Genomic DNA, 26,078 nt, shown 5'->3' with positions numbered 1-26,078 from the left:
GACCTCCTGGAGGGCTAGAGGGGGATGTTGCCGTGCTTCTTGGGCGGCAGGGACTCCCGCTTGGTGCGCAGCTGCCTCAGCCCCTTCACCACGTGCGCCCGGGTCTCGGACGGCATGGTCACCGCGTCGATGTAACCGCGCTCGGCGGCCGTGTACGGGTTCAGCAGCGTGTCCTCGTACTCGGCGATGAGCCGCGCCCGGGTCTCCTCCACATCATCCGCCTCCGCGATGGTGCGGCGGTGCAGGATGTTCACGGCGCCCTGCGCTCCCATGACGGCGATCTGCGCGGTCGGCCAGGCCAGGTTCAGGTCCGCGCCGAGGTGCTTGGAGCCCATGACGTCGTACGCGCCGCCGAAGGCCTTGCGGGTGATGACGGTGATCAGGGGGACGGTGGCCTCCGCGTACGCGTAGATCAGCTTCGCGCCGCGCCGGATGATCCCGTTGTACTCCTGGTCCGTGCCCGGCAGGAAGCCCGGTACGTCCACGAACGTCAGCACCGGGATGTTGAAGGCGTCGCACGTCCGGACGAACCGCGCCGCCTTCTCGGAGGCGTTGATGTCCAGGCAGCCGGCGAACTGCATCGGCTGGTTGGCGACGATGCCCACGGGGTGGCCCTCGACCCGGCCGAAGCCGGTCAGGATGTTCGGCGCGAAGAGGGACTGCGTCTCCAGGAACTCCGCGTCGTCGAGCACGTGCTCGATCACGGTGTGCATGTCGTACGGCTGGTTCGCGCTGTCCGGGATCAGCACGTCGAGCTCGCGGTCGGTGTCGCCGACCTCGGTGTCCGCCTCCTCGGGGAAGGCGGGCGGCTCGGAGAGGTTGTTCGACGGCAGGTACGCCAGGAGCGACTTCACGTACTCGATGGCGTCCTTCTCGTCGCCCGCCATGTGGTGCGCGACGCCGGAGGTGCTGTTGTGCGTCCGGGCCCCGCCCAGCTCCTCGAAGCCCACGTCCTCGCCGGTGACCGTCTTGATGACGTCCGGTCCGGTGATGAACATGTGCGAGGTCTGGTCGACCATGACCGTGAAGTCGGTGATGGCGGGCGAGTACACGGCGCCGCCCGCACAGGGCCCGACGATCAGGCTGATCTGCGGGATCACGCCCGACGCGTGGACGTTGCGGCGGAAGATCTCGCCGTACATGCCCAGGGCGCTCACGCCCTCCTGGATGCGGGCGCCGCCGGAGTCGTTGATCCCGACCAGCGGACAGCCCGTCTTCAGGGCGAAGTCCATGACCTTCATGATCTTCTGGCCGTAGACCTCGCCGAGGGCCCCGCCGAAGACGGTGAAGTCCTGCGAGAACACGGCGACCGGGCGGCCGTCCACCGTGCCGTAGCCGGTGACGACGCCGTCGCCGTACGGGCGGGTCTTCTCCAGGCCGAAGGCGGTGGAGCGGTGCCGGGCGAACTCGTCCAGCTCGACGAAGGAGCCTTCGTCCAGCAGCAGGGCCACCCGCTCACGCGCCGTCAGCTTGCCCTTGGCGTGCTGCTTCTCCACGGCACGCGCGGATCCGGCGTGGGTGGCTTCGTCGATGCGGCGCTGCAGATCCGCGATCTTGCCCGCGGTGGTGTGCATGTCGATCGGCTCTGACGGTTGTGACATCGGGGTCGCGGCTCCCTGCGTGGTGTCAACTGCCTGGTCAATTGATTGACTACTGCTGGCTACTGGTGCGTAGCGTATCGGCGGGCATGGCGCTCGGCAGTGCGGCGTTTGACACACCTAATGTGGCTTGCATGACGCCATCAGATGCCTCAGCAGGTGCTTCCGCGGGTCGCTGGTCGAATCTGGACCGGCCGCCCCTCAACGCCGCCGCGCTCCGGCGGGCCCTCGTCACCGACGGCGGGCTGTGGACCTCCCTGGAGGTCGTCGCCGCCACCGGGTCCACCAACACCGATCTCGCGGCCCGGGCGGCGGAGCTGCCCGAGGGGGCCGTGCTCGTCGCCGAGGAGCAGACCGCGGGGCGCGGGCGGCTCGACCGGAGCTGGGTCGCGCCCGCCCGGTCCGGGCTGTTCTTCTCCGTCCTGCTCAAGCCGGGCGGGGCCGTGCCGCAGGAGCGGTGGGGGTGGCTGACCCTGCTGGCCGGGGTGGCCACCGCGACCGGCCTCTCCCGGGCGGCGGGCGTGGACACCGGCCTCAAATGGCCCAACGACCTGCTGGTGACCGTGGACGGCGAGGAGCGCAAGACCGGCGGGATCCTCGCCGAGCGGGTCGCCGACGGCGTCGTCATCGGGATCGGGCTCAACGTCACCCTCACCGAGGACGAGCTGCCGGTGCCGGCCGCCGGCTCCCTGGCGCTGGCCAAGGCCACCGTCACCGACCGGGACCCGCTGCTCAGGGCCGTGCTCCGGTCGCTCGAGGAGTGGTACGGGAACTGGCGCGCGGCCGGGGGCGACCCCGCGTCGAGCGGACTCCAGGAGACCTACGCGGCGGGGTGCGCGACCCTCGGCCGCCACGTGCGCGCCGAGCTCCCGGGCGGCCGCACGCTCACCGGAACGGCCGAAGCCGTCGACGCCGACGGCCGCCTGGTGATCCGTACCGCCGCCGACGAGCACGAGGCGGTGGGCGCGGGCGACGTGGTGCACCTGCGGTCGGTGCACTGACCCCGGTGCAAAGGCGGGGAGGGGGAGTGAGCTACGGCACACCTGCCGTATGGTTTAGGCGATCCCGGTGCTCGTGGTGATCAACCGGTTCGGCAGGGCAGTGCGCACGGAATGGACAGGAGGCGGCCCTTGACCGTCGACGACCCTACGTCCAGCGCGTCCGCCCCCGGGCCCACGGGTCCGGGCACCCCGATCGGGCGCGACCAGCACACCCCGCACCACGAGGTGGACCACACGGTCCAGCCGACCGCGGACCCCCTCGCCATCCGGCTCGAGCAGCTGATCCTGGGCGCCGAGCGCCGGTACACCCCCTTCCAGGCCGCCCGCAGCGCCGGCGTCTCGATGGAGCTCGCCTCCCGCTTCTGGCGGGCGATGGGCTTCGCGGACATCGGCCAGGCCAAGGCCCTGACGGAGGCGGACGTACTGGCGCTGCGCCGCCTCGCCGGTCTGGTGGAGGCCGGGCTGCTGTCCGAGCCGATGGCGGTGCAGGTGGCCCGGTCGACCGGGCAGACCACGGCGCGGCTGGCCGAGTGGCAGATCGACTCGTTCCTGGAGGGGCTCACGGAGCCGCCGGAGCCGGGAATGACCCGTACGGAGGTCACGTACCCGCTGGTCGAGCTGCTGCTGCCGGAGCTGGAGGAGTTCCTCGTCTACGTGTGGCGCCGCCAGCTGGCGGCCGCCACCGGGCGTGTCGTGCAGGTGGCGGACGACGAGGAGATGGTCGACCGGCGGCTCGCGGTGGGCTTCGCGGACCTGGTGGGCTTCACGCGGCTGACGCGGCGGCTGGAGGAGGAGGAGCTCGGCGAGCTCGTCGAGTCCTTCGAGACCACCTCGGCGGACCTGGTCGCGGCGCACGGCGGCCGGCTGATCAAGACGCTCGGCGACGAGGTGCTGTACTGCGCCGACGACGCGGCGACGGCGGCCGAGATCGCGCTGCGGCTGATCGAGACCATGGAGGCCGATCCGCAGATGCCCGAGCTGCGCGTCGGGATCGCCTTCGGCACGGTGACGACCCGGATGGGCGACGTCTTCGGGACCACGGTGAACCTGGCGAGCCGCCTGACGTCGATAGCGCCGAAGGACGCGGTGCTGGTGGACGGGGCGATGGCGGAGGAGCTCGGCCGGACCGGGGCCGCGCCGGTCTCCGAGAAGGAGGCCGAGGCGGAGGGCGGCGGCTCGTACCGCTTCGCGCTCCAGCCGATGTGGCAGCGGCCGGTGCGCGGGCTCGGCGTCGTGGAGCCCTGGTCGCTGACGCGCAGGAAGCCCAAGCACCCGGCCTGAGGCCCGAGGCGTCCCCTGGAGCGCCTGGGGCCCCTGAGGCGCGCCCAGGGGTCCCCCTGAGGCATCCCGGCACCGCCGAGGCAGGCCCTGACGCCCGTGAGGCAGGTCCCGGCGTCCCGGAGGCATACGCCGGCCCGCCCGCGGCGGACTCCGGCGCCCCTGCGGCAGGTCACGGCGCTTCCCGAAGCGCGCCCCAGGACCTTCGGGGCCTGCCCCGCACCCTTGACCGGACGGCTGCCCCGCGCACTAGAGTGCGGCGATAACGCTCGTTAACCGAGAGGGTCCCAGGCATGTCTGAGCAGCGCTTCGGAGAGTTCGTCGCGGTACGCCGGGAAGGCGACGGGCACGTCGCGGAGCTGGCGATGGACCGCCCCAAGGCGATGAACGCGGTGTCCACGGAGATGGCCCGGTCCATCGGCGCGGCCTGCGCGGCGCTCGCGGCGGACCCGTCGGTACGGGTGGTCGTGCTCTCCTCCACCGCGGAGCGGGCCTTCTGCGTGGGGGCCGACCTCAAGGAGCGCAACTCGCTCTCGGACGCCGAGCTGGTGCGGCAGCGGCCGACCACGCGCGGGGCGTACGGGGGCGTGCTGGAGCTCCCGGTGCCCACCATCGCCGCCGTGCACGGCTTCGCCCTGGGCGGCGGCTTCGAGCTCGCCCTGGCCTGCGACGTGATCGTCGCCGACGAGAGCGCCGTGGTCGGGCTGCCCGAGGTGTCGGTGGGGGTGATCCCGGGCGGCGGGGGCACGCAGCTGTTGCCGCGCCGGGTGGGCGCCGCGCGGGCGGCCGAGCTGATCTTCACGGCACGCCGGGTGGAGGCCGCCGAGGCGCTGTCGCTGGGGCTGGTGGACTCGGTGGTCCCGGCCGGGCAGGACAGGGCCGAGGCGCTCGCGCTGGCGTCCCGGATGGCGGCGAACTCCCCGGTGGGCCTGCGGGCGGCCAAGCGGGCGCTGCGGCTGGGGCACGGGATGGACCTGGCGGCCGGTCTGGAGATCGAGGACGCCGCGTGGCGGACGGTGGCCTTCTCGGGCGACCGGGCCGAGGGCGTGGCGGCGTTCAACGAGAAGCGCAGGCCGAACTGGCCGGGCGAGTAGGGCCGGGCCGTGGCGGCCGGCCACCGTTCGTGATCTTGTCCCAGCCGAAAGTCGCGCCGATTGTCACTAAATCGGACAAAACTCCCTAACCTGGGGTGATGGGAGTTGACGGGCGGCTGCGAGCCGTGGTGGGCCTCGCTCAGGCGATGGCCGCGGCGTGCACGCCGCGCGACAGTGTGCGGGCGGCCGCGCGGGGAGCGCGGGTGGCGCTGGACGGCTCCTTCGCCGCCATCTCCGCGTGGGAGCGGGAGCGCGGCGGCCTGCGGGTGCTCGTGAACGAGGGGGAGCGGCGGCCGGGGGAGGAGGAGTTCCCCGAGGACGAGTCCTATCCCGTGCACGACTTCCCGGAGATCACCGAGTTCCTGCACGAGCGTTGGGTGGGCGGCGGCGGCCCGCACGCCTGGGTCGAGAGCGCGGTCGGCGACCGGCCCGGGCGGCGCGGCGAGGCCCTGCGCCGCCGCGGCCGCGGCACCTGCGTGGTCGCGCCGATCGTGCTCAGCGGGCGGGCCTGGGGCGAGCTGTACGTGGCCCGGGACGAGGGGCTGCCCGACTTCGACGAGGACGACGCCGAGTTCGCGACCGTCCTGGCCGCCGTGGTCGCGGCCGGGCTGGCCCAGAACGAACGCCTGGAGGAGGCCCGGCGCCTCGCCTTCACCGACCCCCTCACCGGCCTCGCCAACCGGCGGGCGGTCGACATGCGGCTCGACGAGGCCCTGGAGGAGCACCGGCGGACCGGAGCCGTGGTCAGCCTGGTCGTCTGCGACCTCAACGGGCTGAAGAAGGTCAACGACACCCTGGGCCACGCCATGGGCGACCGCCTGCTGGAGCGGTTCGGGTCGGTGCTGAGCCTGTGCGGGGCCATGCTGCCCGGCGCCCTGGTGGCGCGCCTGGGCGGCGACGAGTTCTGCCTGGTCGGGCTCGGCCCCACGGCGGACGAGGTGGTGCGGGTCACCGAGGAGCTCTGCACCCGGGCCGCCGAGCTGGACCTGGGCGAGGGCGTGGCCTGCGGAGTGGCCTCCACCGGGGACCCGATCGGGCTGGTGAAGTCCTCCCGCCGGCTGTTCCGCCTCGCCGACGCCGCCCAGTACAAGGCCAAGGCGGCGCGCTCCCCGAAGCCGGTGGTCGCGGGCCGGGACACCGCCGTGGTCCGCCTCGCCGACGCCGCCGCCGAAGCCGCCTCGGGCGAGCGCCGCCGCTTCCGGGGCCGCCCGTGAGCGCTCCGGCGCCGGGCCGTGGAGAGGCCCGCCCGGAAGGGGTGACATGAAGCGATTCAATCCGTAGGGTGCTGAATATGGATATGCACACTGTCGTGGTGGGGACGTCCGGGACCACCGCCGAGGACGTCATCGCCGTCGCCCGCGGCAACGCGCGGGTCGAGCTGTCCGGCGAGGCGCTCGAAGCACTCGCCCGCGCCCGGGGGATCGTCGACGCGCTCGCCGCCAAGCCCGAGCCCGTCTACGGGGTGTCCACCGGCTTCGGCGCGCTGGCCTCCCGGCACATCAGCCCCGAGCTGCGCGCCCAGCTCCAGCGCAACATCGTCCGCTCGCACGCCGCCGGCATGGGCCCGCGCGTCGAGCGCGAGGTCGTCCGCGCGCTGATGTTCCTGCGACTCAAGACCGTCGCCTCCGGACACACCGGCGTACGGCCCTCCGTCGCCCAGACCATGGCCGACGTGCTCAACGCCGGGATCACCCCGGTCGTCCACGAGTACGGCTCCCTCGGCTGCTCCGGCGACCTGGCGCCGCTCTCCCACTGCGCGCTCGCGCTGATGGGCGAGGGCGACGCCGAGGGCCCGGACGGAACCGTCCGCCCCGCCGGGGAACTCCTCGCCGAAGCCGGGATCGAGCCCGTCGAGCTCCGCGAGAAGGAGGGCCTGGCCCTCCTCAACGGCACCGACGGCATGCTCGGCATGCTGGTCATGGCCCTCGCCGACCTCGGCAGGCTGTACACCTCCGCCGACATCACCGCCGCGCTGACCCTGGAGGCGCTGCTCGGCACGGAGAAGGTGCTCCAGCCCGAGCTGCACGCCATCCGCCCGCACCCCGGCCAGGGCGCCTCCGCCGCCAACATGGCCGCCGTCCTGCAGGGCTCCGGGCTCACCGGGCACTTCCAGGAGGAGTCCGCCCCGCGCGTGCAGGACGCCTACTCCGTGCGCTGCGCCCCGCAGGTCGCCGGCGCGGGCCGCGACACCATGGCGCACGCCGCCCTGGTCGCCTCCCGCGAGCTGGCCGCCGCCGTCGACAACCCGGTCGTCCTGCCCGACGGGCGCGTGGAGTCCAACGGCAACTTCCACGGCGCGCCCGTCGCCTACGTCCTGGACTTCCTGGCCATCGCCGCCGCCGACCTCGGCTCCATCGCCGAGCGCCGCACCGACCGGCTGCTCGACAAGAACCGCTCGCACGGCCTGCCGCCGTTCCTCGCGGACGACGCCGGCGTGGACTCCGGTCTGATGATCGCCCAGTACACGCAGGCCGCCCTGGTCAGCGAGATGAAGCGGCTCGCGGTGCCGGCCTCGGCCGACTCGATCCCCTCCTCCGCCATGCAGGAGGACCACGTCTCCATGGGCTGGTCGGCCGCGCGCAAGCTCCGTACCGCCGTGGACAACCTCACCCGGATCATCGCGATCGAGCTGTACGCCGCCACCCGCGCCATCGAGCTGCGCCACGGGCTCACCGCGGCCCCGGCGAGCCTCGCCGCGATCGAGGCCGCCCGCGCGGCGGGAGTGCAGGGCCCGGGGCCGGACCGGTTCCTCGCGCCCGACCTGGCCGCCGCCGACGCGTTCGTCCGCACGGGCGCCCTCGTGGCCGCGGTGGAGGGCGTGACGGGCCCGCTGGCCTGACGGCGGCCGGCGCGCCGCGCCGTGAGCAGCCGAGACGAAGGGGCCGCCCCACCGGGGGCGGCCCCTTCGCCTTCCTCCGGCCGCCGGGCCCTACGCGGCGCGCGAGCGGCGTACGGAGAAGGTCACGAAGCCGGCCCCGAGGCCGAGGCAGAGCGTGCCGCCCAGGAGGTAGGGGGTGGTGTCCACGGACCCGGTGTCGGCGAGGGTGACGGGCGCCTGCCGGCCCCGCCCCTGCGGTGCGTGGCCGGGCTGCGCGGAGCCCTCCTGGGCCTGCGCGGCCGTACGGGCCGCGTTGGCGGCGGCGGGCACCCCGGAGCCGCTCTCGCCGGGCCCCGGCGCGGTGGCACCCGCCGATGGCACGAACCAGAGGGCGGCGAGGAGGGTGGTCGCTCCGAGAGCGGTGAGCAGCGGTCGGCGTGCGGACACGGTGCGATCCCCCTTGTGGCAGCAGCGAATTGGCCGTGTGCGGTGATGCTACGGAAAGGGGCGGGTCGTGGGAAAGTCAGGGCTTCCGCGGGCTTACTCTCCGTCGTATGAACCCTTCTGAGACATCACGATACGTACGGCTTCGGGTGGATTTGGTCCTGGAGGTGCCGGACCCGCAGGCACTGACGGGAGCCGCGCTCGCGCACATCAAGGCCGACGAGTTCATGCCGGACGAGGAGCGCGGCCACGCCGAGTCCGCCGTGCGGGAGGACGAGTCGGAGGCGCTCGCGTACCTGGTCGACCCCACCGACCTGGTCGCCGACATCCCCGGCGTGGAGCTGGCGCAGGCCTCGTGGAGCAGCGAGCCGGTCGAATACGACCCCGAGTCCATGGAGTGGGACCTGGACGAGGAAGATGGTGACTTCGACGAAGAACCCGACAACGCCTGACCGTGTGGTTGCCCACACTCCAACGGAATGTGGAACCGAACCGCCGCGTTAACGCGTTGTCAGGACGAGGCAGGGGGCCGTGCCCCCTGCCCGGCCCAACCCCGGGACGGCAGCCTCGGGGTTTCCGGCAACGATGGAGTGGCGTGTGAGGACGGACAGCAAGCGGCGGAGAAGGTCCCTGGTGGCCATATCCGCCGTGCTCGGCGGTGTACTGGTGCTCTCGGCGTGCAACGGCGGGGGTGGGGACAAGCCGAACGCGAGCGAGAGCAGCAAATCCCAGGCGGACGTCGACGCGGCGGCGGCCAAGGACACCTCGAAGGCCCGAATAGCCATCACGCCCAAGGACGGCGCCACCAACGTCGGCCTGAACGACTCCGCCAACGTCGCCGTCAGCGACGGCACGCTCACCAAGGTCGAGCTGAAGACCGCCGAGGGTGCGGCCGTGGCCGGCAAGATCGCCGCGGACGGCAAGAGCTGGAAGCCGGACGCCGCGCTCAAGCGCTCCACCAAGTACGCCCTGTCGGCGAGCGCGAAGGACGCCGACGGCCGCGAGGCGCACGAGAACGCCTCCTTCACCACCGTCTCCCCGGAGAACAGCTTCATCGGCTCCTTCGTCCCGGACGAGGGCCAGACGGTCGGCGTGGGCATGCCGGTCTCGATCACCTTCAACAAGCCGATCAAGGACAAGAAGGCCGTCCAGGCGGCCATCTCCGTCTCCTCCACCAGCGGCCAGGAAGTCGTCGGCCACTGGTTCGGCGCGCAGCGGCTGGACTTCCGCCCCGAGCAGTACTGGCAGGCGAACTCCACCGTCACGCTGAAGCTGGCGCTGGAGGGCGTGCAGGGCGCGCCCGGCGTCCAGGGCGTCCAGAGCAAGACCGTCACCTTCAAGATCGGCCGCAGCCAGGTCTCCACGGTCGACACGAAGACGAAGAAGATGACGGTCACCCGGGACGGCGCGGTCCTCAAGACCATCCCGATCTCGGCGGGCTCCCCGGAGAACCCGACGTACAACGGCCAGATGGTGATCTCCGAGAAGTTCAAGGAGACCCGGATGAACGGCGCCACCGTCGGCTTCACGGACGACGACGGCAAGGGCGAGTACGACATCAAGGACGTCCCGCACGCGATGCGGCTGTCCACCTCGGGCACCTTCATCCACGGCAACTACTGGGGCGCCGACTCGATCTTCGGCAGCGTCAACACCAGCCACGGGTGTGTCGGCCTGAACGACGCGAAGGGCGCGGGCGACCCGAACCAGCAGGCCGCCTGGCTCTACGACAACTCGCTCATCGGCGACGTGGTCACCGTGGTCAACTCCCCGGACAAGACCATCGCCCCGGACAACGGCCTCAACGGCTGGAACATGAACTGGTCGGAGTGGAAGGCCGGCGCGGCCGTCTGACGGCCCGTCCGAACCCCTCCTGACCCCGCAGTACATCCGGCGGACGGCCGGGAACCCGCACGGGTTCCCGGCCGTCCGGCTTTTCACACGACTCTCTTCGGCCGCTTCGGCCGCTTCGGCCGACGATCCGCCGCGGCCGGGTGACGGTGACCGAAAACGCCTGACCACAGGCCCTGGAGTCTGACTAGGGTCGGGGGATGACGATCCGTGCTCTGCCCGTGCCCCCGACCAACACCCAGGTGGACGACTGGTGGGCGGTCCTGGTCGCCGCCTCGGCCGCCGACCAGCCGCAGCTGCCCGCGCCCTCCCGGCTGGAGGTCGCCGGACGGCTGTGCGTGGCGCCGGCCCGGGGCCGGGCCGTGCTCTGGGCGGCGGACGAGGCGCAGGGCGTGGCGGGGCTGCTCCTGTTCACGGACGAGGCCAACCGCCACACCGCGGTCCTGGACGTGCTGACGGTACGTCCGGACGCCCGCCGGCGGGGCATCGGCAGCGCCCTGTGGCAGGAGGTCCGCGAGGAACTGCTCGCGCAGGGGCGGACCTCGGTCGCGGCGATGGTGGACCTGGGAGGGCCCGGGCAGGCGTTCGCGGAGTCGCTCGGGTTCGAGAACGTCCTGCCCATGGCCTGGTACACGCAGGACGTACCGCCCCGGCAGGACGGCCAGGGCGGTCCGGCCCCGGTCGCGCCGGGATACGAACTGCACGCCTGGCACGGCCTGGTGCCGGACGACTGGGCGGGAGCCGTGGCCAGGGCCCACGGGGCGATGGAGGACGCGCCCATGGGGGACATGGACGAGCGCATCGAGTCCTGGACGGCCGAGCGGCTGCACGCGGCGCACCGGCTGATCCTGGACCGGGGCGGCGAACTGACCACGGTCGCCGCGGTCACCGCGGCCGGCGAGGTGGCCGCGTACACGGAGCTGGTGCTCCCGGACCCCGGCGGGGCCCGCGCCCTCCAGTACGACACGGTCGTCGTACCCGCCCACCGGGGCCACGGCCTGGGACGCGCGGTGAAGCTGCGCATGCTGGCCCTGGCCGCACACCGCTACCCGGCGCTCCGGCAGATCGCCACGACCGTGGCGGACGAGAACACCCCGATGCGCACGGTCAACGAATCCCTCGGCTACCGCCGGGAACGCGCCGCCGCGTACTACCAACTCAAGCTGTAGCGCCGCCCGGACCCCCGGTGCCTGCGGCCGATTCCTCCGCGGGGGCGGGCCACGACGATCCGGCCCGACCCCGGCTACAGAGCCTGGAACCGCTCGACCTCGGCCACGACGTGGGCGGGAATGCCTTGTGCGACGTGCGCGTGATCGGGGTCGTACTCCCAGCGCCAGTCCTGGCTCACGACCGGTGGACGTCCAGGGCGGCATGGGCCCCGTCGAGGATTCTGCCGATCTCGGCGGCGGCCCGGCGTGCCTGCTCGGCGTTGCCGGTGGCCGCCGTGGTTTCCCGGTGGCGCAGCCGCTCGGCCAGGAGCGGCTGGCGCTGGATGTGGACGTACGCCGCCCACTGCGCGATGAACCGCTGCAAGGGGGCGAGGTCGGAGCCCTGCCGGGACTGGTCCGCGGCCTCGTCCAGCTCGCGGGTGAACGCGGGCAGGGCCGCCGGCGCGATCTGCGCGACGGCCTGCCTCAGAGCGGTCACGGTGGCCGGCGGCTGCGGGATGAGCGGCTGTCCGGCGGCGGACGTGGTCACGGTTGCTCCCATGGGCGAGATTCTGGGCCCCGGCGCCAGCGTACCCGGCGCGTTGCGCGGACCCCCGCCCGAACGGGTGAGCCCTGTCGGCGCGGCGGGAGCGGTGGGGCGCTGCTCCCTCCGGAGGCGGGCGGGGCTACTGGGCCGGGGCCACGCCGATCGGGCAGCTGACGCCCGTGCCGCCGATGCCGCAGTAGCCGCCGGGGTTCTTGTCGAGGTACTGCTGGTGGTAGGTCTCCGCCGGCCAGAACGGGCGGTCCGCCGCCGGGAGGACGGCCGTGGTGATCCGGCCGTGGCCCGAGGCGGTGAGCACCTGCTGGTAGGCCTCGCGGGAGGCTTCCGCCGCCTGCTGGTGGGCGGGGGAGTGGGTGTAGACCGCCGAGCGGTACTGGGTGCCCACGTCGTTGCCCTGGCGGAAGCCCTGGGTCGGGTCGTGGGACTCCCAGAAGAGCTTGAGGAGGGTGGCGTACGAGACCCGCGCCGGGTCGAAGACCACGCGGACGACCTCCGTGTGGCCGGTCCCGCCCGAGCAGACCTCCTCGTAGGTCGGGTTCTCGGTGAAGCCGCCCTGGTAGCCGGCCAGGGTGGTCCAGACCCCGGGGGTCTGCCAGAACTTGCGCTCCGCTCCCCAGAAACAGCCCAGCCCGAAGTCGGCGACCTCCAGGCCTTGCGGGTAGGGGCCGGCCAGCGGGTTGCCCAGCACGGTGTGCTTGCCGGGCAGGTCGAACAGGGGCTCCGGTCGGCCCTTGAGGGCCTCCTCGGGCGTGGGGAGCTCGGGCGTGCGGCGGTACGAGAACATGGATTCCCTCCTTGTAGGGATGACAACGGGGACGGGCGGGCCCGGATTCCCGACCGGCCCGGCGCATCCCGTCCCGTCCGGTCCTGCGGGGCCCCGGCCCCTCGCTCCGGCCGCTTCAGCCCGGCAGCGTCGCCGGCGAGCCGCCGTTCGCCTCGTAGCCCGCCACCGCCAGTGCCCGGTACACCGCGTACTGCGCCGCCGGGTCCTCCGAGGCCGACCACGGCAGGGCGCCCACGTAGCCGTCCACGTGCCGGACCTGCTCCATGGCCTCCGCCCAGCGCTCCATGTTGACCAGGAACAGCAGCAGCAGATGCCGGACGTGCGCCAGCATCGGGTCGTCCTGGCGCGCCGTGTGGACCGCGTACAGCGCGCCCTCCACCGCCCGCGTTACGACCGCGCTCTGGTAGAAGCTGCCGACCAGGACCACGTCCGGCAGGTTCTCGTACACCGCGAACAGCGGCAGCGCCGCCAGCAGCGAGCCCTGCGGGGCACGGGCCGCGGCCGCGTGCGAGAAGGCGTCCGCGTGCTCCCGCGAGCCGTGCCACTTGCCGCACCAGTAGTGCAGCGCCGCCAGGTGCGCGCCCATGTGCGCCGGCGCCCGGTCCATGACCTTCGCCCACAGCACGTCGAACTCGGCCTCCGAGTAGGCGAGCCCCCGCGCGATCGCCAGCTCCGTGATGTACGGGACCGGGTCCCCCGGCGACAGCAGCGCCGCCTTGCGGCAGGCCTCCCGCGCCTCCTCCAGGATGATCCGGTGGTCCTCCGAGCCGACCCCGCCCGAGCTCCGCCACGCCTGCTGCACCAGCAGTTCCGCGTGCACCTGAGCGCCGCCCGCGTCCTTCTCCGCCTCCAGCCGCCACGCCTTCAGCCACTGCGCGCCCACCCCGGGCTGCTGCACGAGCTCCAGCGCCGCCGCCCCGCCGAAGGCCTGCACGCGCTGCCAGCGCTGCTCGCCGTCCTTCGGGGTCCCGGCGAGCAGCTGCGAGGCCGCCTGCCACCGGCCGCCGGCGCGGACGTGGTCCAGGGCGTCCATCAGGTCCCGGTCCGGGCCGGGGATCCGGATGTCGAGATCCTCCTGCCGGTCGAATCCGTAGTTCGCGGGGTCGGCGGCGTCCGGGCTGCCGGGAGCGACCAGCCGGATGCCGCCGCGCCTGCGCCGTATGTACGGACCGATGACGAACACGATCATCAGGATCGTGAACAGGAACCACAGAATCTCCATGCCTCAAGCGAACCAGACCGAGGGGGCCGCAGGCCAATGGCGGTCCCCCCGCGGTCCGCGGCCCGGCCGGGAGAGCAGCCATCCCCAAGGGGGGCTTAGGCTCTGCCCATGAGCGACGACAGCCACGAGCACCAGAGCTTCGAGACCCGCGCGATCCACGCGGGCAACACGGCGGACCCGCTGACCGGCGCGGTCGTACCGCCGATCTACCAGGTCTCCACGTACAAGCAGGACGGCGTGGGGGGCCTGCGCGGCGGCTACGAGTACAGCCGCAGCGCCAACCCGACCCGCACCGCCCTGGAGGAGAACCTCGCGGCGCTGGAGGGCGGCCGGCGCGGTCTCGCCTTCGCGTCCGGGCTCGCCGCCGAGGACTGCCTGCTGCGGACGATGCTCTCCCCGGGCGACCACGTGGTCATCCCCAACGACGCCTACGGCGGCACCTTCCGCCTCTTCGCGAAGGTCGTCTCCCGCTGGGGCGTGGAGTGGTCGGTGGCCGACACCTCCGACGCGGCCGCCGTACGCGCGGCGATCACCCCCAAGACCAAGCTCATCTGGGTCGAGACCCCGTCCAACCCGCTGCTCGGCATCACCGACATCGCCGTGGTCGCCGACATCGCGCGCACCGCCGGCGCCCGGCTGGTCGTGGACAACACCTTCGCCTCCCCCTACCTGCAGCAGCCCCTCGCGCTGGGCGCGGACGTGGTCCTGCACTCCCTGACCAAGTACATGGGCGGGCACTCCGACGTGGTCGGCGGCGCGCTGGTCACCGCCGACGCGGCGCTGGGCGAGGAGCTGGCCTACCACCAGAACGCGATGGGCGCGGTCGCCGGGCCCTTCGACTCCTGGATCGTGCTGCGCGGCATCAAGACCCTGGCCGTGCGCATGGACCGGCACGCGGAGAACGCGGCCAAGGTCGCCGAGATGCTGACCCGCCACCCCAAGGTCACCCAGGTGCTGTACCCGGGCCTGCCGGAGCACCCGGGCCACGACATCGCCGCCAAGCAGATGCGGAACTTCGGCGGGATGATCTCCTTCCGGGTCGCCGGCGGCGAGGAGGCGGCGGTCGAGGTCTGCAACCGCGCCAAGCTGTTCACGCTGGGCGAGTCCCTCGGCGGCGTCGAGTCCCTGATCGAGCACCCGGGCCGCATGACGCACGCGTCGGTGGTGGGCTCGGCCCTCGAGGTCCCCGCGGACCTGGTCCGCCTGTCGGTCGGCATCGAGAACGCCGACGACCTCCTCGCGGACCTGGTCCAGGCCCTGGGCTGACGCCCGTGCCCCCGGAGGGCTGGGTCACCAGCCCTCCAGGGGCGGTGAGATGTCCGCCGGGGGCACGGCCCACGGCTGGGTCAGCGCGGCCCAGACCGTGAAGGCCGCCGCCGCGGCGAAGAGCAGCGCCCAGCCGATCCCGCGCAGCATCCGGCGGCGGCGCAGCAGGCGGTCGCCGCGGGCCGCCGCGCCGGCCGCCAGACCCGCCGGGACCACCGGGTACGGGCCGTCCATGAGCCGCCTGGCCCGCTCTTCCCTCCGGTCCGGGAACCCGCTCACCGCAGCTCCGCCACGGCCCGGTTGCACAGCACCCGCACCCGCTCGGCCGGCAGCCCCAGCTGCGCCGCCGTGACCTCCTCCGCGACCCCCTCGTAGACCCGCAGGACGAGGACGAGCCGCTCCAGCGGGCTCAGCCGGGCCAGTACGCCGTGGCCGCCCTGGTGGCGCCGGCCGGTGCGGGCGAAGGCGGCGCACAGCTCTTGGCGGGTGAAGTCGTACGGATCGTCGCCGCGCAGCCGCCCCCAGTGCGCGTACGTACGGGCCAGCGCGCCCGCCAGCAGCCGGCGCGCGGGCTCCGGCTCCCCGGTCAGCAGGATCGCGACGTGCAGCAGCCGCCCCGCCGCGCCCGCGACGAAGGCCTGGAACTCCGTGTAGGAGCCCGCCCGTTGGTCTACCGCCCGCATGCCTCACATAGTGCGGGCAGCGGGTCCGTCCGGGTCAAGAGTCAGGACGCCGGGCCGGCGTCGGCGACGGCCGCCATCAGTTCCGACAGCGACAGGTTGAAGCGGGTCAGCAGCTTCGTGAAGGACGCGCGCTCCTGCTCGCTCCACTCCTCCGTCACGCGCGCCATCAGCTCGCGCCGCGAGGAGCGCACCTCCTCCAGCCGCGCCAGCCCGCGCGGGGACAGGGCGAGCACCACGGCCCGCCCGTCCTCGGGGTGCGAGGTCCGCTTGACCAGTCCGCCGTCGACCAGCGGCGCGACCTGCCGGGTCACGGTGGAGGAGTCGATGCCCATGCCGCCGGCGAGCGCCTTGACGCCCATCGGCCCTTCCAGGTCGAGCCGGTTCAGCAGCAGGTAGGCGGCCCGGTCCATGGAGTTGCGTGCCTGGCCGACACCGCCCAGGCGGGTCTGCTCCGCACGCCGCGCGAAGACCGCCACCTGGTGCTGGAGCGCGTCGAGGAGCCCGGCTCCGGCAGGCGCTTCGCCCGCCACGGGCAGATCGGAATTGGCCGGGGATGAAGGCATGGCCGTGGGCTCTCTTCGCATGGGTCCGACAAGGATGGGGGACAGCGTACGCGGCCGTGCGGCGGCTCGTACGGCTCGTACGAGAACTGGTACGGCCGGTCCGCGCGGGCACTCCGGGGCCGTCCCGGATGGCGTGATTTCGCCCTTCTCGCACCCCTTCTCGCAGTGCTTCCCGCACCGCTTCTCGCACCGCTTCCCGTCCCCTGCCCGCCCCGCTTCCCGTGCCCCGTCCGCGCCGCCCTCGCCGCGCTGAGCCCGGCCGCGCGCGTGCTGCGAGACTGGCGGCATGAACTACCGCGTGCCCGAGCCCGTCCCGCAGGTCATCCTCGACGACGTCCGGGGGGCTCAGAAGATGCTCTCCGGCGTCTCCCGGGTGACCGCGATGGAGGGCAGCAGGCACCTCTCCTCACTCACCGGCTCCCCGGTCCACCTCAAGTGCGAGAACCTCCAGCGCACCGGCTCCTTCAAACTGCGCGGGGCGTACGTGCGCATCGCCGGCCTGCGTCCCGAGCAGCGGGCCGCGGGCGTCGTGGCGGCCTCCGCCGGCAACCACGCGCAGGGCGTCGCGCTGGCCTCCTCCCTGCTCGGGGTCCGCTCCACGGTGTTCATGCCCCTCGGCGCACCGCTGCCCAAGGTGGCCGCGACGCAGGAGTACGGCGCCGAGGTGCGCATGCACGGGCACGTCGTCGACGAGACCCTGGCCGCCGCCCAGGAGTACGCGGACCGCACCGGGGCGGTGTTCATCCACCCCTTCGACCACCGCGACATCATCGCGGGCCAGGGCACGGTGGGCCTGGAGATCCTCGAGCAGTGCCCCGAGGTGCGCACGATCCTCGTCGGCATCGGCGGCGGCGGTCTCGCCGCCGGTGTCGCGGTCGCCGTGAAGGCGCTGCGCCCCGACGTGAAGGTGATCGGCGTCCAGGCGGCGGGCGCGGCCGCCTACCCGCCCTCGCTGAAGGTCGGGCACCCGGTGTCGATCGACAACCCGAACACGATGGCGGACGGTATCAAGGTCGGCCGCCCCGGGGACGTCCCCTTCAAAATCATCGGCGAACTCCTCGACGACGTGCGTACGGTGTCCGAGGACGCGCTCTCCAGTGCCCTGCTGCTGTGCCTGGAGCGGGCCAAGCTGGTCGTCGAGCCGGCCGGGTGCAGCCCGGTCGCCGCGCTGCTGAGCGAGCCCGAACGGTACGGCGGGGGCCCGGTGGTGGCCGTTCTGTCGGGCGGGAACATCGACCCGCTGCTGCTCCAGCGGATCCTGCGCCACGGCATGGCGGCGGCGGGCCGTTACCTGTCGCTGCGGCTGCGCGTGACGGACCGGCCGGGGGCCCTGGCCGGGCTCCTGGGGGTGTTGTCAGTGGTCGATGCGAACGTACTCGATGTGAGCCATGTACGGACCGACCCGCGGCTCGGGCTCACGGAGGTGGAGGTGGAGCTGCACCTGGAGACGAAGGGCCCGGAGCACTGCGCGGAGGTGGCGCGCTCGCTGCACGGCGCGGGGTACACGGTGATGAGCTGAGGCGCTGGCGGCTCGCGATATGACGCGATAGCGTGCGCCGGGTGGCGGGGGCGCGGTCATGTCCCCGTTGGGCCGGGCGAGCGATGTCCGGCGCCCCTAAGCTTTGCCTAGGAATGACCGGATTTCAGCTGGCCCGATTCACACTGGGAGAATCCATATGCCAGGCGCGATCTATGCCGAAGGCCTGGTCAAGACCTTCGGCGACGTACGGGCTCTGGACGGCGTGGACCTCGATGTTCCCGAGGGCACCGTCCTGGGTCTGCTCGGCCCCAACGGGGCGGGCAAGACCACGACCGTGCGTGTCCTGACCACCCTGCTCCGCCCCGACAGCGGCAAGGCCGTCGTCGCCGGCATGGACGTACTCAAACACCCCAACGAGGTCCGCCGCGCCATAGGCCTGTCCGGTCAGTTCGCCGCGGTCGACGAATACCTCACCGGCCGCGAGAACCTCCAGATGGTCGGCCAGCTCTACCAGATGAAGGCCAAGGCGGCGAAGGCGCGGGCCGAGGAGCTGCTCGAGCGCTTCAACCTCTCCGATGCCGCCGACCGCACCGCCAAGACCTACTCCGGCGGCATGCGCAGGCGCCTCGACCTCGCGGCCGCCCTCGTCGTCAGCCCGCCCGTGATGTTCATGGACGAGCCGACCACCGGACTCGACCCCCGCAACCGCCAGCAGCTGTGGGGCATCATCCAGGAGCTGGTCGCCGGCGGCACCACCCTGCTGCTCACCACCCAGTACCTGGAGGAGGCCGACCACCTCGCGCACGACATCTGCGTGGTCGACCACGGCAAGGTCATCGCACGCGGCACCTCCGACCGGCTCAAGGCCCGCACGGGCGGCGAGCGCGTGGAGGTCGTCGTCCACGAGCGCGACCACATCGCCGGCGCGAGCGAGGTGCTCGCCGCCTTCGGCAAGGGCGAGACCACCGTCGAGGAGCACACCCGCAAGCTCACCGTCCCCGTCTCGGGCGGCGCCAAGCTGCTCGCCGAGGTCATCCGCGAGCTCGACGGCCGGGGCATCGAGATCGACGACATCGGGCTGCGCCGCCCGACCCTCGACGACGTGTTCATCTCCCTGACCGGCCACGCGGCCGAACGGACCACCGACGAGAACGGCGACGGCGAGCCCGCCGCCGACGCCAAGGGCCGCAAGGCGGCGCGGAAGGAGAAGGCGAAGTGACCCTCACCTCCCCGACCCCGGGATCCCCGGGGTCCCCCGTGCTCCAGGGCCCGTCGGCACCCCGCCCGCGCGGCGGCCTCGTCCAGGGCGTCAACGACTCCCTCGTGATAGCCAAGCGGAACCTGATCCGCATGTCCCGGATCCCCGAGATGATCATCTTCGGCGTGATCCAGCCGGTCATGTTCGTCGTGCTCTTCAGCTACGTCTTCGGCGGCTCGATCAGCGTCGGCGGCAACACCTCACCCGCCGCCTACCGCGAGTTCCTGATGGCGGGCATCTTCGCCCAGACGGTCACCTTCGCCACGGCCGGCGCGGGCGCCGGCATCGCCGACGACATGCACAAGGGCCTCATCGACCGCTTCCGCTCGCTGCCCATGGCCCGCGGCGCGGTCCTGACCGGGCGGACGCTCGCCGACCTCGTCCAGACCGCCCTGACCATCGTGGTCCTCGCGATCGTGGCCCTGATCGTCGGCTGGCGCACCCACACGAGCATCGGCGAGGTGCTCGCCGGCTTCGCGCTGCTGCTCCTGCTCGGCTACGCCTTCTCCTGGATCGGCGCCCTGATCGGCCTGTCGGTGCGCACCCCGGAGGCGGCCACCTCGGGCGGGCTGATCTGGCTCTTCCCGCTGACGTTCATCTCGAACGCCTTCGTCCCCTCCGACAACATGCCGACCTTCCTGCGGCACATCGCCGAGTGGAACCCCTTCAGCGCCACCGTCCAGGCGGCCCGCGAGCTCTTCGGGAACCTCCCGCCGGGCTACGAGGCCCCGGCCGCCTGGCCGATGCAGCACCCGGTCCTGGCGTCCGTGCTCTGGTCGCTGCTGATCATCGCGGTCTTCCGGACCCTGGCAGTCCGCAAGTACCGCTCGGCGACCGCGTAGGTCGTACGCGGACCATCGCGCCGCGCCTCGCGCCGCCCCGGCGCACCGATGCCCGGCCGGGAGGACCCGGCCGGGCATCGGCGTCTGAACGGGGTGGGTGATCAGCCGGTGAAGGGCTTGACGTCGAGGATCTTGACGGAGGCCTTCTTGCCGTTCGGCAGCTCGTACTCGGCGTCCTCGCCGATCGCCTTGCCCAGCACACCGCTGCCGAGCGGGGACTGGGGCGAGTACGTCTCGAAGTCCGAGGACGCGTACTCGCGCGAGGCCAGCAGGAACTCCATGGTGTCGTCCTCGTCGCCATCGAAGGCGATCTTGACGAGCGTGCCGGGGGCCACCACGCCCTCGGCCGCGGGCGCGGTCCCGACCTTGGCATTCTCCAGGAGCTGCGTCAGCTGTCGGACGCGGAGCTCCTGCTTGCCCTGCTCTTCCTTCGCCGCGTGGTAACCGCCGTTCTCCCGCAGGTCGCCCTCCTCGCGGGCGGCTGCGATCTTCGTGGCGATCTCCGTGCGTGCGGGACCAGAGAGGTAGTCCAGCTCTGCCTTCAGCTGGTCGTACGCCGCCTGGGTCAGCCAGGTGACGCTTTCGCTCGTCTGGGTCACGGGTGCTCCTCGTCGGTACAGGGGACTACTAGGCCGCCAGCGGCGGACGAAACCACGAGCCTAACAATTCGGGAAGAAAAGGGGGAGGACCCGCGAGTCCGATGGCCCGCCGTCCGGGTAGCGAACCCCGCGCTCAGCGGGCCGCGGGCTGGCAGCCGACCAGCTCGATCATCGTGGCGCGGCTCGTCGTCTTCAGCGAGACGACCTCGTCCACACGCGCCTCGGCCTGCGCGAACGCGAAGTCCGCCCGGCCCACCTCGCCGTGCTCCTTGTCCTGCGAGCTGAGCGTGCACACCCCGGTGACCGAGGCCTCCTTGCGGACCTCCAGGTGCACCTTCACCTCGTTGTCCGAGACCACCTGGAACTTGATCACCTCGGCGCTGACGCTCTGCCCCGCGATGTAGTCCCAGCCGATCCACCCGACCACACCCAGCAGCAGGGCCCCCATCACGGCCCCCACGACCTTGAGCTTCCGGTCCGCACGTTCGTCCGCCGACCGGCCGTAACGACCCTCGGGCAGCCCCTCGCGCACCGCGCTCATCGATCGTTCCTTCCGCCAGGGCGGGGCCGGATCCGTGTGGACCCACCCCCGGAATTTTCCGTCCCCCGATTCGGTCACTATAGAAGCCGACTGTCACGCCGAATTGCAGAGGATCCCGTCTTGACCGAGCAGCTTCGACTGATGGCCGTCCACGCCCACCCCGACGACGAGTCGAGCAAGGGCGCGGCCACCATGGCCAAGTACGTGTCCGAGGGGGTGCCGGTTCTGGTCGTGACCTGCACCGGAGGCGAGCGCGGCTCCGTGCTGAACCCCAAGCTCCAGGGTGACAAGTACATCGAGGAGAACATCCACGAGGTACGGCGCAAGGAGATGGACGAGGCGCGCGAGATCCTCGGCGTCGAGCAGGAGTGGCTCGGATACGTCGACTCCGGCCTGCCCGAGGGGGACCCGCTGCCGCCCCTGCCCCAGGGCTGCTTCGCGCTCGCGGACGTCCACGAGGCCGCCGGCGAGCTCGTGAAGAAGATCCGGGCCTTCAAGCCGCAGGTCGTCACCACGTACGACGAGAACGGCGGCTACCCGCACCCCGACCACATCATGACCCACAAGATCTCGATGGTCGCCTTCGACGGCGCGGCCGACACCGAGAAGTACCCCGAGGCCGAGTTCGGCCCGGCGTACCAGCCGCAGAAGCTCTACTACAACCAGGGCTTCAACAAGCCGCGGACCGTCGCCCTGCACGAGGCGCTGCTCTCGCGCGGCATGGAGTCCCCGTACGGCGAGTGGCTGGAGCGGTGGAAGGAGTTCGAGCGCACCGAGCGGACCCTGACCACCCACGTGCCCTGCGCGGACTTCTTCGAGATCCGCGACAAGGCGCTCATCGCCCACGCCACGCAGATCGACCCGGACGGCGGCTGGTTCCGCGTCCCGATGGACGTCCAGAGGGAGGTCTGGCCCACGGAGGAGTACGAGCTCGCGAAGTCGCTCGTCGACACTTCCCTCCCCGAGTCCGACCTCTTCGCGGGCATCCGGGAGAATGCGTAGCTATGAGCGCTACGCAGGCAGCACTGACCCAGCTCCTCCCGCTGGCGGGTGACACCTTCGACAAGAACAAGGTGACCCCCGGCATCCTGGGCTTCATCGTCTTCGCGGCCCTCGCCGTCGGCGTGTGGGCCCTGATGAAGTCGATGAACCGGCACATGGGCCGGGTGGACTTCCAGGAGGCCCCGGAACCGGGCTCCGCGGGCGCGGAAGGCACCCGGGCCCCGTAGGAGGCCCCGCCAGGCGCGCGCCCCGCCGTGGCAGCCGGACCATCCGGCCCGCCGCGGCGGCACAGCCCTGCCCGCCTGGCGCCCTGGCCGACGGGACCCGACGGGCGGACCGGTCCGCGGGATCCGACCGGAGGCCCGGCCTGGCGGCCCTGACCGCCGGAACCCGGTCGACGGGACCGGGCGGGCGGGCGCTGGATGGCGGGACCGGGCTGCGGCGCGACGGCGGGGCCCGGCTGGCGGACCGGTCCGCGGGATCCGACCGGAGGCCCCGCCTGGGCGGACCCGGCCGACGGGAGCAGGCCGGTCCGGATGGAAGGGTGTGGGCTCGCCGCAGGCGTCACGGCTGGGGGACGCCCATGATCTCCCGCGAGTGCAGGCCCGGCACCAGGCCCAGCCGCCACGCCTGCCAGCCCTCCGCCGGGTCCACGCCCCGGCCCAGGATCACCGCGTACGTCTCCAGGCAGTCCTCCAGCCGCCCGTCCCGCGCCGGATGCGGCGCCCCCGCCAGCCGGTCCAGCTCGGCCCGCGCCTCCTCCTGCGCCCCCGGCACCGCCAGGTCGGCGTACGGCAGCATCGTGCACCGCAGGAACCGCGCCCAGTCCTCCCCGCGCCGGTCCCCGTACGAGATGAACAGCCGCACCGCCTCCTCGCACAGCCCCAGCGCCTGCGGCACCCGGGCGTTGCCCGCGTCCACCACCGCCAGCTCCAGGCAGGTCCACGCCTCGCCGTGCGCCAGCCCGATCCGCCGGAAGTCCGCCCGCGCGTCCACCAGCAGCTGCCGTGCGAAGCCGGAGTTCTTCAGGTTGCCCGTCTGCGCCGCACGCTGGTCGCGCGTCACCCGCCCCGAGTGGTGACGCGCGTGCGCCAGCCCGTACACGTCCCGCATCCGCGAGAACATCGTCCGGGCCCGCTCCAGCTCCCGCACGGCCTGATCGCGCTCGCCGCCCTCCTCCAGGGCCTGCCCGAGGTAGTACAGCGTCCACGCCTCCCCGCGGGCGTCCTCCGCCTCCCGGTGCCGCGCCAGCGCATCGCGCAGCCGCTCCAGGGCCGGCCCCGGATCCCCGTCCACCACCCGCGCACGGCCCAACTGGGTCAGCGCCCACGCCTGACCTCGGTCGTCGCGGGTGCGCCCGTACAGGTCGAGCGCCAGCCGCAGCTCCCCCTCCGCCCGCTTCACGTCGCCCAGCCGCAGGAAGACCTGGCCCAGCTGGAAGTGCGCCCACGCCTCGCCGTGCACGCTCTCGTTCTCCCGGTGCAGCTCCAGGGACCGCCCCAGCAGCGCGATGGCCTCCCCGAGGTGCGCCCGGTCGCGCTCCACGGCCGCCAGCGCGTGCAGCCCCCACGCGCGGTCGCCCGCCAGCTCCGGCGGCTCCTGGAGCACCAGCGCCTCGCGGATCCGGGCCGCGGCCTCCGGGAGGTTGCCCTGGTGGTGCAGCGTGATCCCCAGCGAGATCAGGGCCATGCCCGCCCCCGCCTCCTGCCGGGCCTCCATGTACTGGTCCACCACCGACGTCAGCGTCGTGCGGGCCTTGTCCAGCTCGCCCAGCTGCCGCGCCGCGATACCGGTGCGCCACTGCACCGACCGCACCAGCCGCCCCTGCCCACCGGCCTCCACCGCCTGGGTGAGCTCGTTGATCTCACCCAGCCGGTACAGGTCCCCGCGCAGCAGGCAGAAGTCGCACAGCGCGCCGAGCAGGTCCAGCACCGCCTGCTGGTCCACCCCCTCCGAATGCCGCAGCGCGGCCGTGATGAAGCTGGACTCGTCGTCCAGCCAGCGCAGGGCCGCGTCCAGCGAGGTGAAGCCGTGCACACCGAACTGGTGGGCGCGCGTCGACATCTTCCCGTCTACCATCCGGATCACCGAGTCCGCCAGCTGCGCGTACACCCGGATCAGCCGCTCGTGCGCGGCCGCCGCCGCCACCCGGTCCTCGTCCGCCTCCAGCCGCTCCGCCGCGTACGCGCGCACCGCGTCGTGCATCCGGAACCGCTGGCCCCGCACCCGCTCGATCAGCCCCGCCTCGTACAGCTCCTCCAGTGCGCGCAGCGCCGCCTGCTCGGGTACGTCGGCCAGCGCGGCCGCGGCGGCGCCCCCGAGCGAGGCCCGCCCGGCCAGCGGCAGCCGCCGCAGCAGCAGCCGGGCCGGCCCGTCGAGGCGGGCGTCGGCGGCCCGCAGCGCCAGCTCCACCGGATGGCCGGGCCCGGCGCCGGGCACCAGGCCCTCGCGGCCCAGCGGCGTCAGCATCCGCAGCGCCAGCGGGAGCCCGCCGCCGCGCTCCACCACCGAGGCCGTGTCCGTGTCCGCCTCCCGGGGCGGGACCGAGGCCGCGCCCGCGTCCCGGGCCGGGGCGGCCGCCCGTACCAGCTCCGCCGCGTCCGCGTCGGCCAGCGGTTCCACCGGCAGCTGGTGCACCCAGGCCGCCAGGTCCGCGGGCAGCTCCAGCGGTCCGCGCGCCGTCACGATCACCAGGCTCTCCGACCGCTCCGGCACCAGCGTCCGCACCTGCGCCGCGTCCACGGCGTCGTCGAGCACCACGGTCACCGGCAGGCCCTGGAGGTGCTGGTGGTAGAGCTCGCCCAGCCGCCGCACCTGCTGCTCCGCCGAGGCCCCCTCCCGGAAGAGCAGCTGCTCGCGCGGGGCGCCCAGCCGGTTCAGCAGGTGCAGCAGCGCCTCCCGCGTCGACAGCGGCGCCTCGCCGCCCGGCGAGCCGCCCCGCAGGTCCACCAGGCACGCGCCCCGGAACTGGTCCCGCAAGCCGTGCGCCGCCCGCAGGGCCAGGGCCGTGCGGCCCACCCCCGGCTCCCCGTGCAGCACCACCACGACCGGGCGGGTCTCCGTGCTGGCGCGGGCCGCCTGCACCCACTGGGCGATCCGGGTCAGCTCCGCCTTCCGGCCCGCGAACGGGCCCGCCGGCTGCGGGAGCTGCCCGAAGGAGTGCTCCAGGGCGCTGCGCCGCCGGGCCTCCGCACTGCGGTCCGCCCCGCGCAGCCGCGGGCCGCCGCGGGGCGGCGTACGCGGTGCCCGCGCCGCCGCGGCCACCGCGCGCTGCTGCTCCAGGAAGGGCCGTATGCCGCGCACCTCCAGGGCCGACAGCCACTGCAGCCTCAACTGTTCGGGCCCGCCCGGCCGGCCCCGTTCCCCGGCCCGCCGGTTCGCCGCCGGCAGGTGCAGGGCCGTCACCTTCGCCACGGTCGCGACCGCCCCCGCGACGCCCGTCACCGCCCCCACGGTCAGGGCCGTTCCGGCCGCGACCCCCAGGGCCAGGTCCGCCCCGAAGGCCGAGGCCGCCGCAACCGCCGCGACCAGAAGGGCCGTTGAGGCGCTGCCCTGCCGGAAGGCCTCGCCGAGCGACTGCTCCCCGGCCGCCGCCTCGTCCAGGGCCCGCACGTACGCCTCGTACTCCGGATTCGCGCTCACGGCGAGCGAGTCCAGTGCCTCCCGGGCCCGCGCCAGCAGCGCCGCCTGGTCCACCGGCGCACCCGCCGCCGCCCGCCGCGCCTCCTCCTCGACCGCCCGCTCCAAGAGCCGCTCGGCCTCACTGCGATGGCTGTCCCGCATCGGCATCCCCCTCGGAGAGCTCCGGCAACGTGCCCCAAGTGTCCGCCGGGACGCCCGGGAGCGCGAGGGAATCTGAGCTAGTTCAGAGGGAGTTGGCGGTCCGTGCACACGTTGTCACCACCCCGCTGCCGCACCGCCCTCCGCGCGGACGGCCCCGCCGCCCGCCGCCCGCCGGTCCGCCGCGGGGGGCCCGCCCCGCCCTCCGGACCCGCACCCGCGACACCTGGACGCACGACCTGCCCCCGCTCCTTCGGCGCC

General features: G+C 73.3%; 25 protein-coding genes. 14 read left to right on the top strand and 11 right to left on the bottom strand.

Annotated elements, in window-relative coordinates:
- Positions 1-14: 14 nt before the first annotated feature.
- Entirely contained in the window at positions 15-1,601 is a 1,587-nt protein-coding gene (locus AB0D66_RS26430; RefSeq protein ID WP_362308362.1) for an acyl-CoA carboxylase subunit beta, read from the bottom strand.
- Between the two features lie 131 nt (positions 1,602-1,732).
- On the opposite strand from AB0D66_RS26430, the gene AB0D66_RS26425 reads away from it, so the two are divergent.
- From AB0D66_RS26425 to hutH, 5 genes are all read left to right on the top strand, one after another.
- Positions 1,733-2,599 carry a biotin--[acetyl-CoA-carboxylase] ligase gene (locus tag AB0D66_RS26425; protein WP_362308359.1) on the top strand — a complete coding sequence of 289 codons (867 nt, stop codon included), beginning with the start codon at positions 1,733-1,735 and terminating at the stop codon, positions 2,597-2,599.
- A gap of 192 nt (positions 2,600-2,791) precedes the next feature.
- Complete coding sequence (locus AB0D66_RS26420; protein WP_362308424.1) at positions 2,792-3,880, top strand: adenylate/guanylate cyclase domain-containing protein; 1,089 nt, start codon at positions 2,792-2,794, stop codon at positions 3,878-3,880.
- Positions 3,881-4,170: 290 nt separating this feature from the next.
- On the top strand, positions 4,171-4,971 hold the full coding sequence (locus tag AB0D66_RS26415; protein WP_362308356.1) for an enoyl-CoA hydratase-related protein: 801 nt from the start codon (positions 4,171-4,173) through the stop codon (positions 4,969-4,971).
- Between the two features lie 98 nt (positions 4,972-5,069).
- Positions 5,070-6,185, top strand: a complete 1,116-nt coding sequence (locus AB0D66_RS26410; protein WP_362308352.1) for a GGDEF domain-containing protein — start codon at positions 5,070-5,072, stop codon at positions 6,183-6,185.
- Between the two features lie 83 nt (positions 6,186-6,268).
- On the top strand, positions 6,269-7,810 hold the full coding sequence (hutH, locus tag AB0D66_RS26405; protein WP_362308421.1) for a histidine ammonia-lyase: 1,542 nt from the start codon (positions 6,269-6,271) through the stop codon (positions 7,808-7,810).
- A 90-nt stretch (positions 7,811-7,900) separates the two neighbouring features.
- On the opposite strand, the gene AB0D66_RS26400 is transcribed toward hutH, so the two are convergent.
- Positions 7,901-8,236, bottom strand: a complete 336-nt coding sequence (locus AB0D66_RS26400; protein WP_362308349.1) for a hypothetical protein — start codon at positions 8,234-8,236, stop codon at positions 7,901-7,903.
- Positions 8,237-8,400: 164 nt separating this feature from the next.
- On the opposite strand from AB0D66_RS26400, the gene AB0D66_RS26395 reads away from it, so the two are divergent.
- The 3 genes from AB0D66_RS26395 (at position 8,401) to AB0D66_RS26385 (ending at position 11,253) form a co-directional block, all read left to right on the top strand.
- On the top strand, positions 8,401-8,685 hold the full coding sequence (locus AB0D66_RS26395) for a hypothetical protein (RefSeq protein WP_362308346.1): 285 nt from the start codon (positions 8,401-8,403) through the stop codon (positions 8,683-8,685).
- A 133-nt stretch (positions 8,686-8,818) separates the two neighbouring features.
- Complete coding sequence (locus tag AB0D66_RS26390; protein ID WP_362308343.1) at positions 8,819-10,087, top strand: Ig-like domain-containing protein; 1,269 nt, start codon at positions 8,819-8,821, stop codon at positions 10,085-10,087.
- 197 nt (positions 10,088-10,284) lie between these two features.
- Positions 10,285-11,253, top strand: coding sequence for a GNAT family N-acetyltransferase (locus AB0D66_RS26385; protein WP_362308341.1), 969 nt, complete (start codon positions 10,285-10,287; stop codon positions 11,251-11,253).
- A gap of 175 nt (positions 11,254-11,428) precedes the next feature.
- On the opposite strand, the gene AB0D66_RS26380 is transcribed toward AB0D66_RS26385, so the two are convergent.
- From AB0D66_RS26380 to AB0D66_RS26370, 3 genes are all read right to left on the bottom strand, one after another.
- Entirely contained in the window at positions 11,429-11,782 is a 354-nt protein-coding gene (locus AB0D66_RS26380; protein WP_362308418.1) for a DUF6247 family protein, read from the bottom strand.
- 136 nt (positions 11,783-11,918) lie between these two features.
- The gene (gene msrA / locus AB0D66_RS26375; protein WP_362308338.1) at positions 11,919-12,581 is read right to left on the bottom strand and encodes a peptide-methionine (S)-S-oxide reductase MsrA; all 663 of its coding nucleotides are present in this window, start codon (positions 12,579-12,581) and stop codon (positions 11,919-11,921) included.
- A 115-nt stretch (positions 12,582-12,696) separates the two neighbouring features.
- Positions 12,697-13,803, bottom strand: coding sequence for a hypothetical protein (locus AB0D66_RS26370; protein ID WP_362308335.1), 1,107 nt, complete (start codon positions 13,801-13,803; stop codon positions 12,697-12,699).
- Between the two features lie 108 nt (positions 13,804-13,911).
- On the opposite strand from AB0D66_RS26370, the gene AB0D66_RS26365 reads away from it, so the two are divergent.
- Positions 13,912-15,069 carry a cystathionine gamma-synthase gene (locus AB0D66_RS26365; RefSeq protein ID WP_362308332.1) on the top strand — a complete coding sequence of 386 codons (1,158 nt, stop codon included), beginning with the start codon at positions 13,912-13,914 and terminating at the stop codon, positions 15,067-15,069.
- A 24-nt stretch (positions 15,070-15,093) separates the two neighbouring features.
- On the opposite strand, the gene AB0D66_RS26360 is transcribed toward AB0D66_RS26365, so the two are convergent.
- From AB0D66_RS26360 to AB0D66_RS26350, 3 genes are read right to left on the bottom strand one after another with little or no spacing between them, the layout of a single operon-like run.
- Positions 15,094-15,348: a hypothetical protein gene (locus AB0D66_RS26360; protein ID WP_362308329.1), complete on the bottom strand. Its 255-nt coding sequence runs from the start codon at positions 15,346-15,348 to the stop codon at positions 15,094-15,096.
- Positions 15,345-15,752 carry a sigma factor-like helix-turn-helix DNA-binding protein gene (locus tag AB0D66_RS26355; protein ID WP_362308326.1) on the bottom strand — a complete coding sequence of 136 codons (408 nt, stop codon included), beginning with the start codon at positions 15,750-15,752 and terminating at the stop codon, positions 15,345-15,347. The genes AB0D66_RS26360 and AB0D66_RS26355 overlap by 4 nt, the downstream gene beginning before the upstream one ends.
- Before the next feature lie 41 nt (positions 15,753-15,793).
- Positions 15,794-16,315, bottom strand: coding sequence for a MarR family transcriptional regulator (locus AB0D66_RS26350; protein ID WP_362308323.1), 522 nt, complete (start codon positions 16,313-16,315; stop codon positions 15,794-15,796).
- Positions 16,316-16,601: 286 nt separating this feature from the next.
- Here AB0D66_RS26350 and ilvA point away from each other — a divergent pair, with 286 nt between their 5' ends.
- From ilvA to AB0D66_RS26335, 3 genes are all read left to right on the top strand, one after another.
- Complete coding sequence (ilvA, locus tag AB0D66_RS26345; protein WP_362308320.1) at positions 16,602-17,834, top strand: threonine ammonia-lyase; 1,233 nt, start codon at positions 16,602-16,604, stop codon at positions 17,832-17,834.
- A 157-nt stretch (positions 17,835-17,991) separates the two neighbouring features.
- Positions 17,992-19,014 (top strand): ATP-binding cassette domain-containing protein, encoded by a 1,023-nt coding sequence (locus AB0D66_RS26340; protein ID WP_362308317.1) that lies wholly within the window; start codon positions 17,992-17,994, stop codon positions 19,012-19,014.
- 38 nt (positions 19,015-19,052) lie between these two features.
- Positions 19,053-19,895: an ABC transporter permease gene (locus tag AB0D66_RS26335; RefSeq protein ID WP_362308415.1), complete on the top strand. Its 843-nt coding sequence runs from the start codon at positions 19,053-19,055 to the stop codon at positions 19,893-19,895.
- Between the two features lie 101 nt (positions 19,896-19,996).
- On the opposite strand, the gene greA is transcribed toward AB0D66_RS26335, so the two are convergent.
- Positions 19,997-20,494, bottom strand: coding sequence for a transcription elongation factor GreA (gene greA / locus AB0D66_RS26330; RefSeq protein ID WP_069921688.1), 498 nt, complete (start codon positions 20,492-20,494; stop codon positions 19,997-19,999).
- Between the two features lie 133 nt (positions 20,495-20,627).
- Positions 20,628-21,035: a DUF4307 domain-containing protein gene (locus AB0D66_RS26325; RefSeq protein WP_362308314.1), complete on the bottom strand. Its 408-nt coding sequence runs from the start codon at positions 21,033-21,035 to the stop codon at positions 20,628-20,630.
- A 120-nt stretch (positions 21,036-21,155) separates the two neighbouring features.
- On the opposite strand from AB0D66_RS26325, the gene mca reads away from it, so the two are divergent.
- Together mca and AB0D66_RS26315 are read left to right on the top strand one after the other, a co-directional pair.
- Positions 21,156-22,037, top strand: a complete 882-nt coding sequence (gene mca / locus AB0D66_RS26320; RefSeq protein WP_362308311.1) for a mycothiol conjugate amidase Mca — start codon at positions 21,156-21,158, stop codon at positions 22,035-22,037.
- 2 nt (positions 22,038-22,039) lie between these two features.
- On the top strand, positions 22,040-22,264 hold the full coding sequence (locus AB0D66_RS26315) for a hypothetical protein (RefSeq protein ID WP_362308308.1): 225 nt from the start codon (positions 22,040-22,042) through the stop codon (positions 22,262-22,264).
- Between the two features lie 337 nt (positions 22,265-22,601).
- Here the strand turns inward: AB0D66_RS26315 and AB0D66_RS26310 are convergent, their stop codons facing one another.
- Complete coding sequence (locus tag AB0D66_RS26310) at positions 22,602-25,820, bottom strand: tetratricopeptide repeat protein (RefSeq protein ID WP_362308305.1); 3,219 nt, start codon at positions 25,818-25,820, stop codon at positions 22,602-22,604.
- Positions 25,821-26,078: the final 258 nt, after the last annotated feature.

Source organism: Streptomyces sp. NPDC048270 (assembly GCF_040652335.1).
Taxonomy (GTDB): domain Bacteria; phylum Actinomycetota; class Actinomycetes; order Streptomycetales; family Streptomycetaceae; genus Streptomyces.
The sequence above is the reverse complement of the archived record's forward strand: the minus strand, read 5'-3'. Positions and strand labels throughout refer to the sequence as shown.

Coding starts and splice junctions, on each gene's coding strand:
- AB0D66_RS26355 (WP_362308326.1), bottom strand. CDS start 15,752: ATGCGGGCGGTAGACCAACGGGCGGGCTCCTACACGGAGTTCCAGGCC.
- AB0D66_RS26370 (WP_362308335.1), bottom strand. CDS start 13,803: ATGGAGATTCTGTGGTTCCTGTTCACGATCCTGATGATCGTGTTCGTC.
- AB0D66_RS26350 (WP_362308323.1), bottom strand. CDS start 16,315: ATGCCTTCATCCCCGGCCAATTCCGATCTGCCCGTGGCGGGCGAAGCG.
- AB0D66_RS26310 (WP_362308305.1), bottom strand. CDS start 25,820: ATGCGGGACAGCCATCGCAGTGAGGCCGAGCGGCTCTTGGAGCGGGCG.
- AB0D66_RS26390 (WP_362308343.1), top strand. CDS start 8,819: ATGGAGTGGCGTGTGAGGACGGACAGCAAGCGGCGGAGAAGGTCCCTG.
- AB0D66_RS26425 (WP_362308359.1), top strand. CDS start 1,733: ATGACGCCATCAGATGCCTCAGCAGGTGCTTCCGCGGGTCGCTGGTCG.
- ilvA (WP_362308320.1), top strand. CDS start 16,602: ATGAACTACCGCGTGCCCGAGCCCGTCCCGCAGGTCATCCTCGACGAC.
- AB0D66_RS26415 (WP_362308356.1), top strand. CDS start 4,171: ATGTCTGAGCAGCGCTTCGGAGAGTTCGTCGCGGTACGCCGGGAAGGC.
- hutH (WP_362308421.1), top strand. CDS start 6,269: ATGCACACTGTCGTGGTGGGGACGTCCGGGACCACCGCCGAGGACGTC.
- msrA (WP_362308338.1), bottom strand. CDS start 12,581: ATGTTCTCGTACCGCCGCACGCCCGAGCTCCCCACGCCCGAGGAGGCC.
- AB0D66_RS26340 (WP_362308317.1), top strand. CDS start 17,992: ATGCCAGGCGCGATCTATGCCGAAGGCCTGGTCAAGACCTTCGGCGAC.
- AB0D66_RS26315 (WP_362308308.1), top strand. CDS start 22,040: ATGAGCGCTACGCAGGCAGCACTGACCCAGCTCCTCCCGCTGGCGGGT.
- AB0D66_RS26385 (WP_362308341.1), top strand. CDS start 10,285: ATGACGATCCGTGCTCTGCCCGTGCCCCCGACCAACACCCAGGTGGAC.
- AB0D66_RS26410 (WP_362308352.1), top strand. CDS start 5,070: ATGGGAGTTGACGGGCGGCTGCGAGCCGTGGTGGGCCTCGCTCAGGCG.
- AB0D66_RS26325 (WP_362308314.1), bottom strand. CDS start 21,035: ATGAGCGCGGTGCGCGAGGGGCTGCCCGAGGGTCGTTACGGCCGGTCG.
- AB0D66_RS26430 (WP_362308362.1), bottom strand. CDS start 1,601: ATGTCACAACCGTCAGAGCCGATCGACATGCACACCACCGCGGGCAAG.
- AB0D66_RS26365 (WP_362308332.1), top strand. CDS start 13,912: ATGAGCGACGACAGCCACGAGCACCAGAGCTTCGAGACCCGCGCGATC.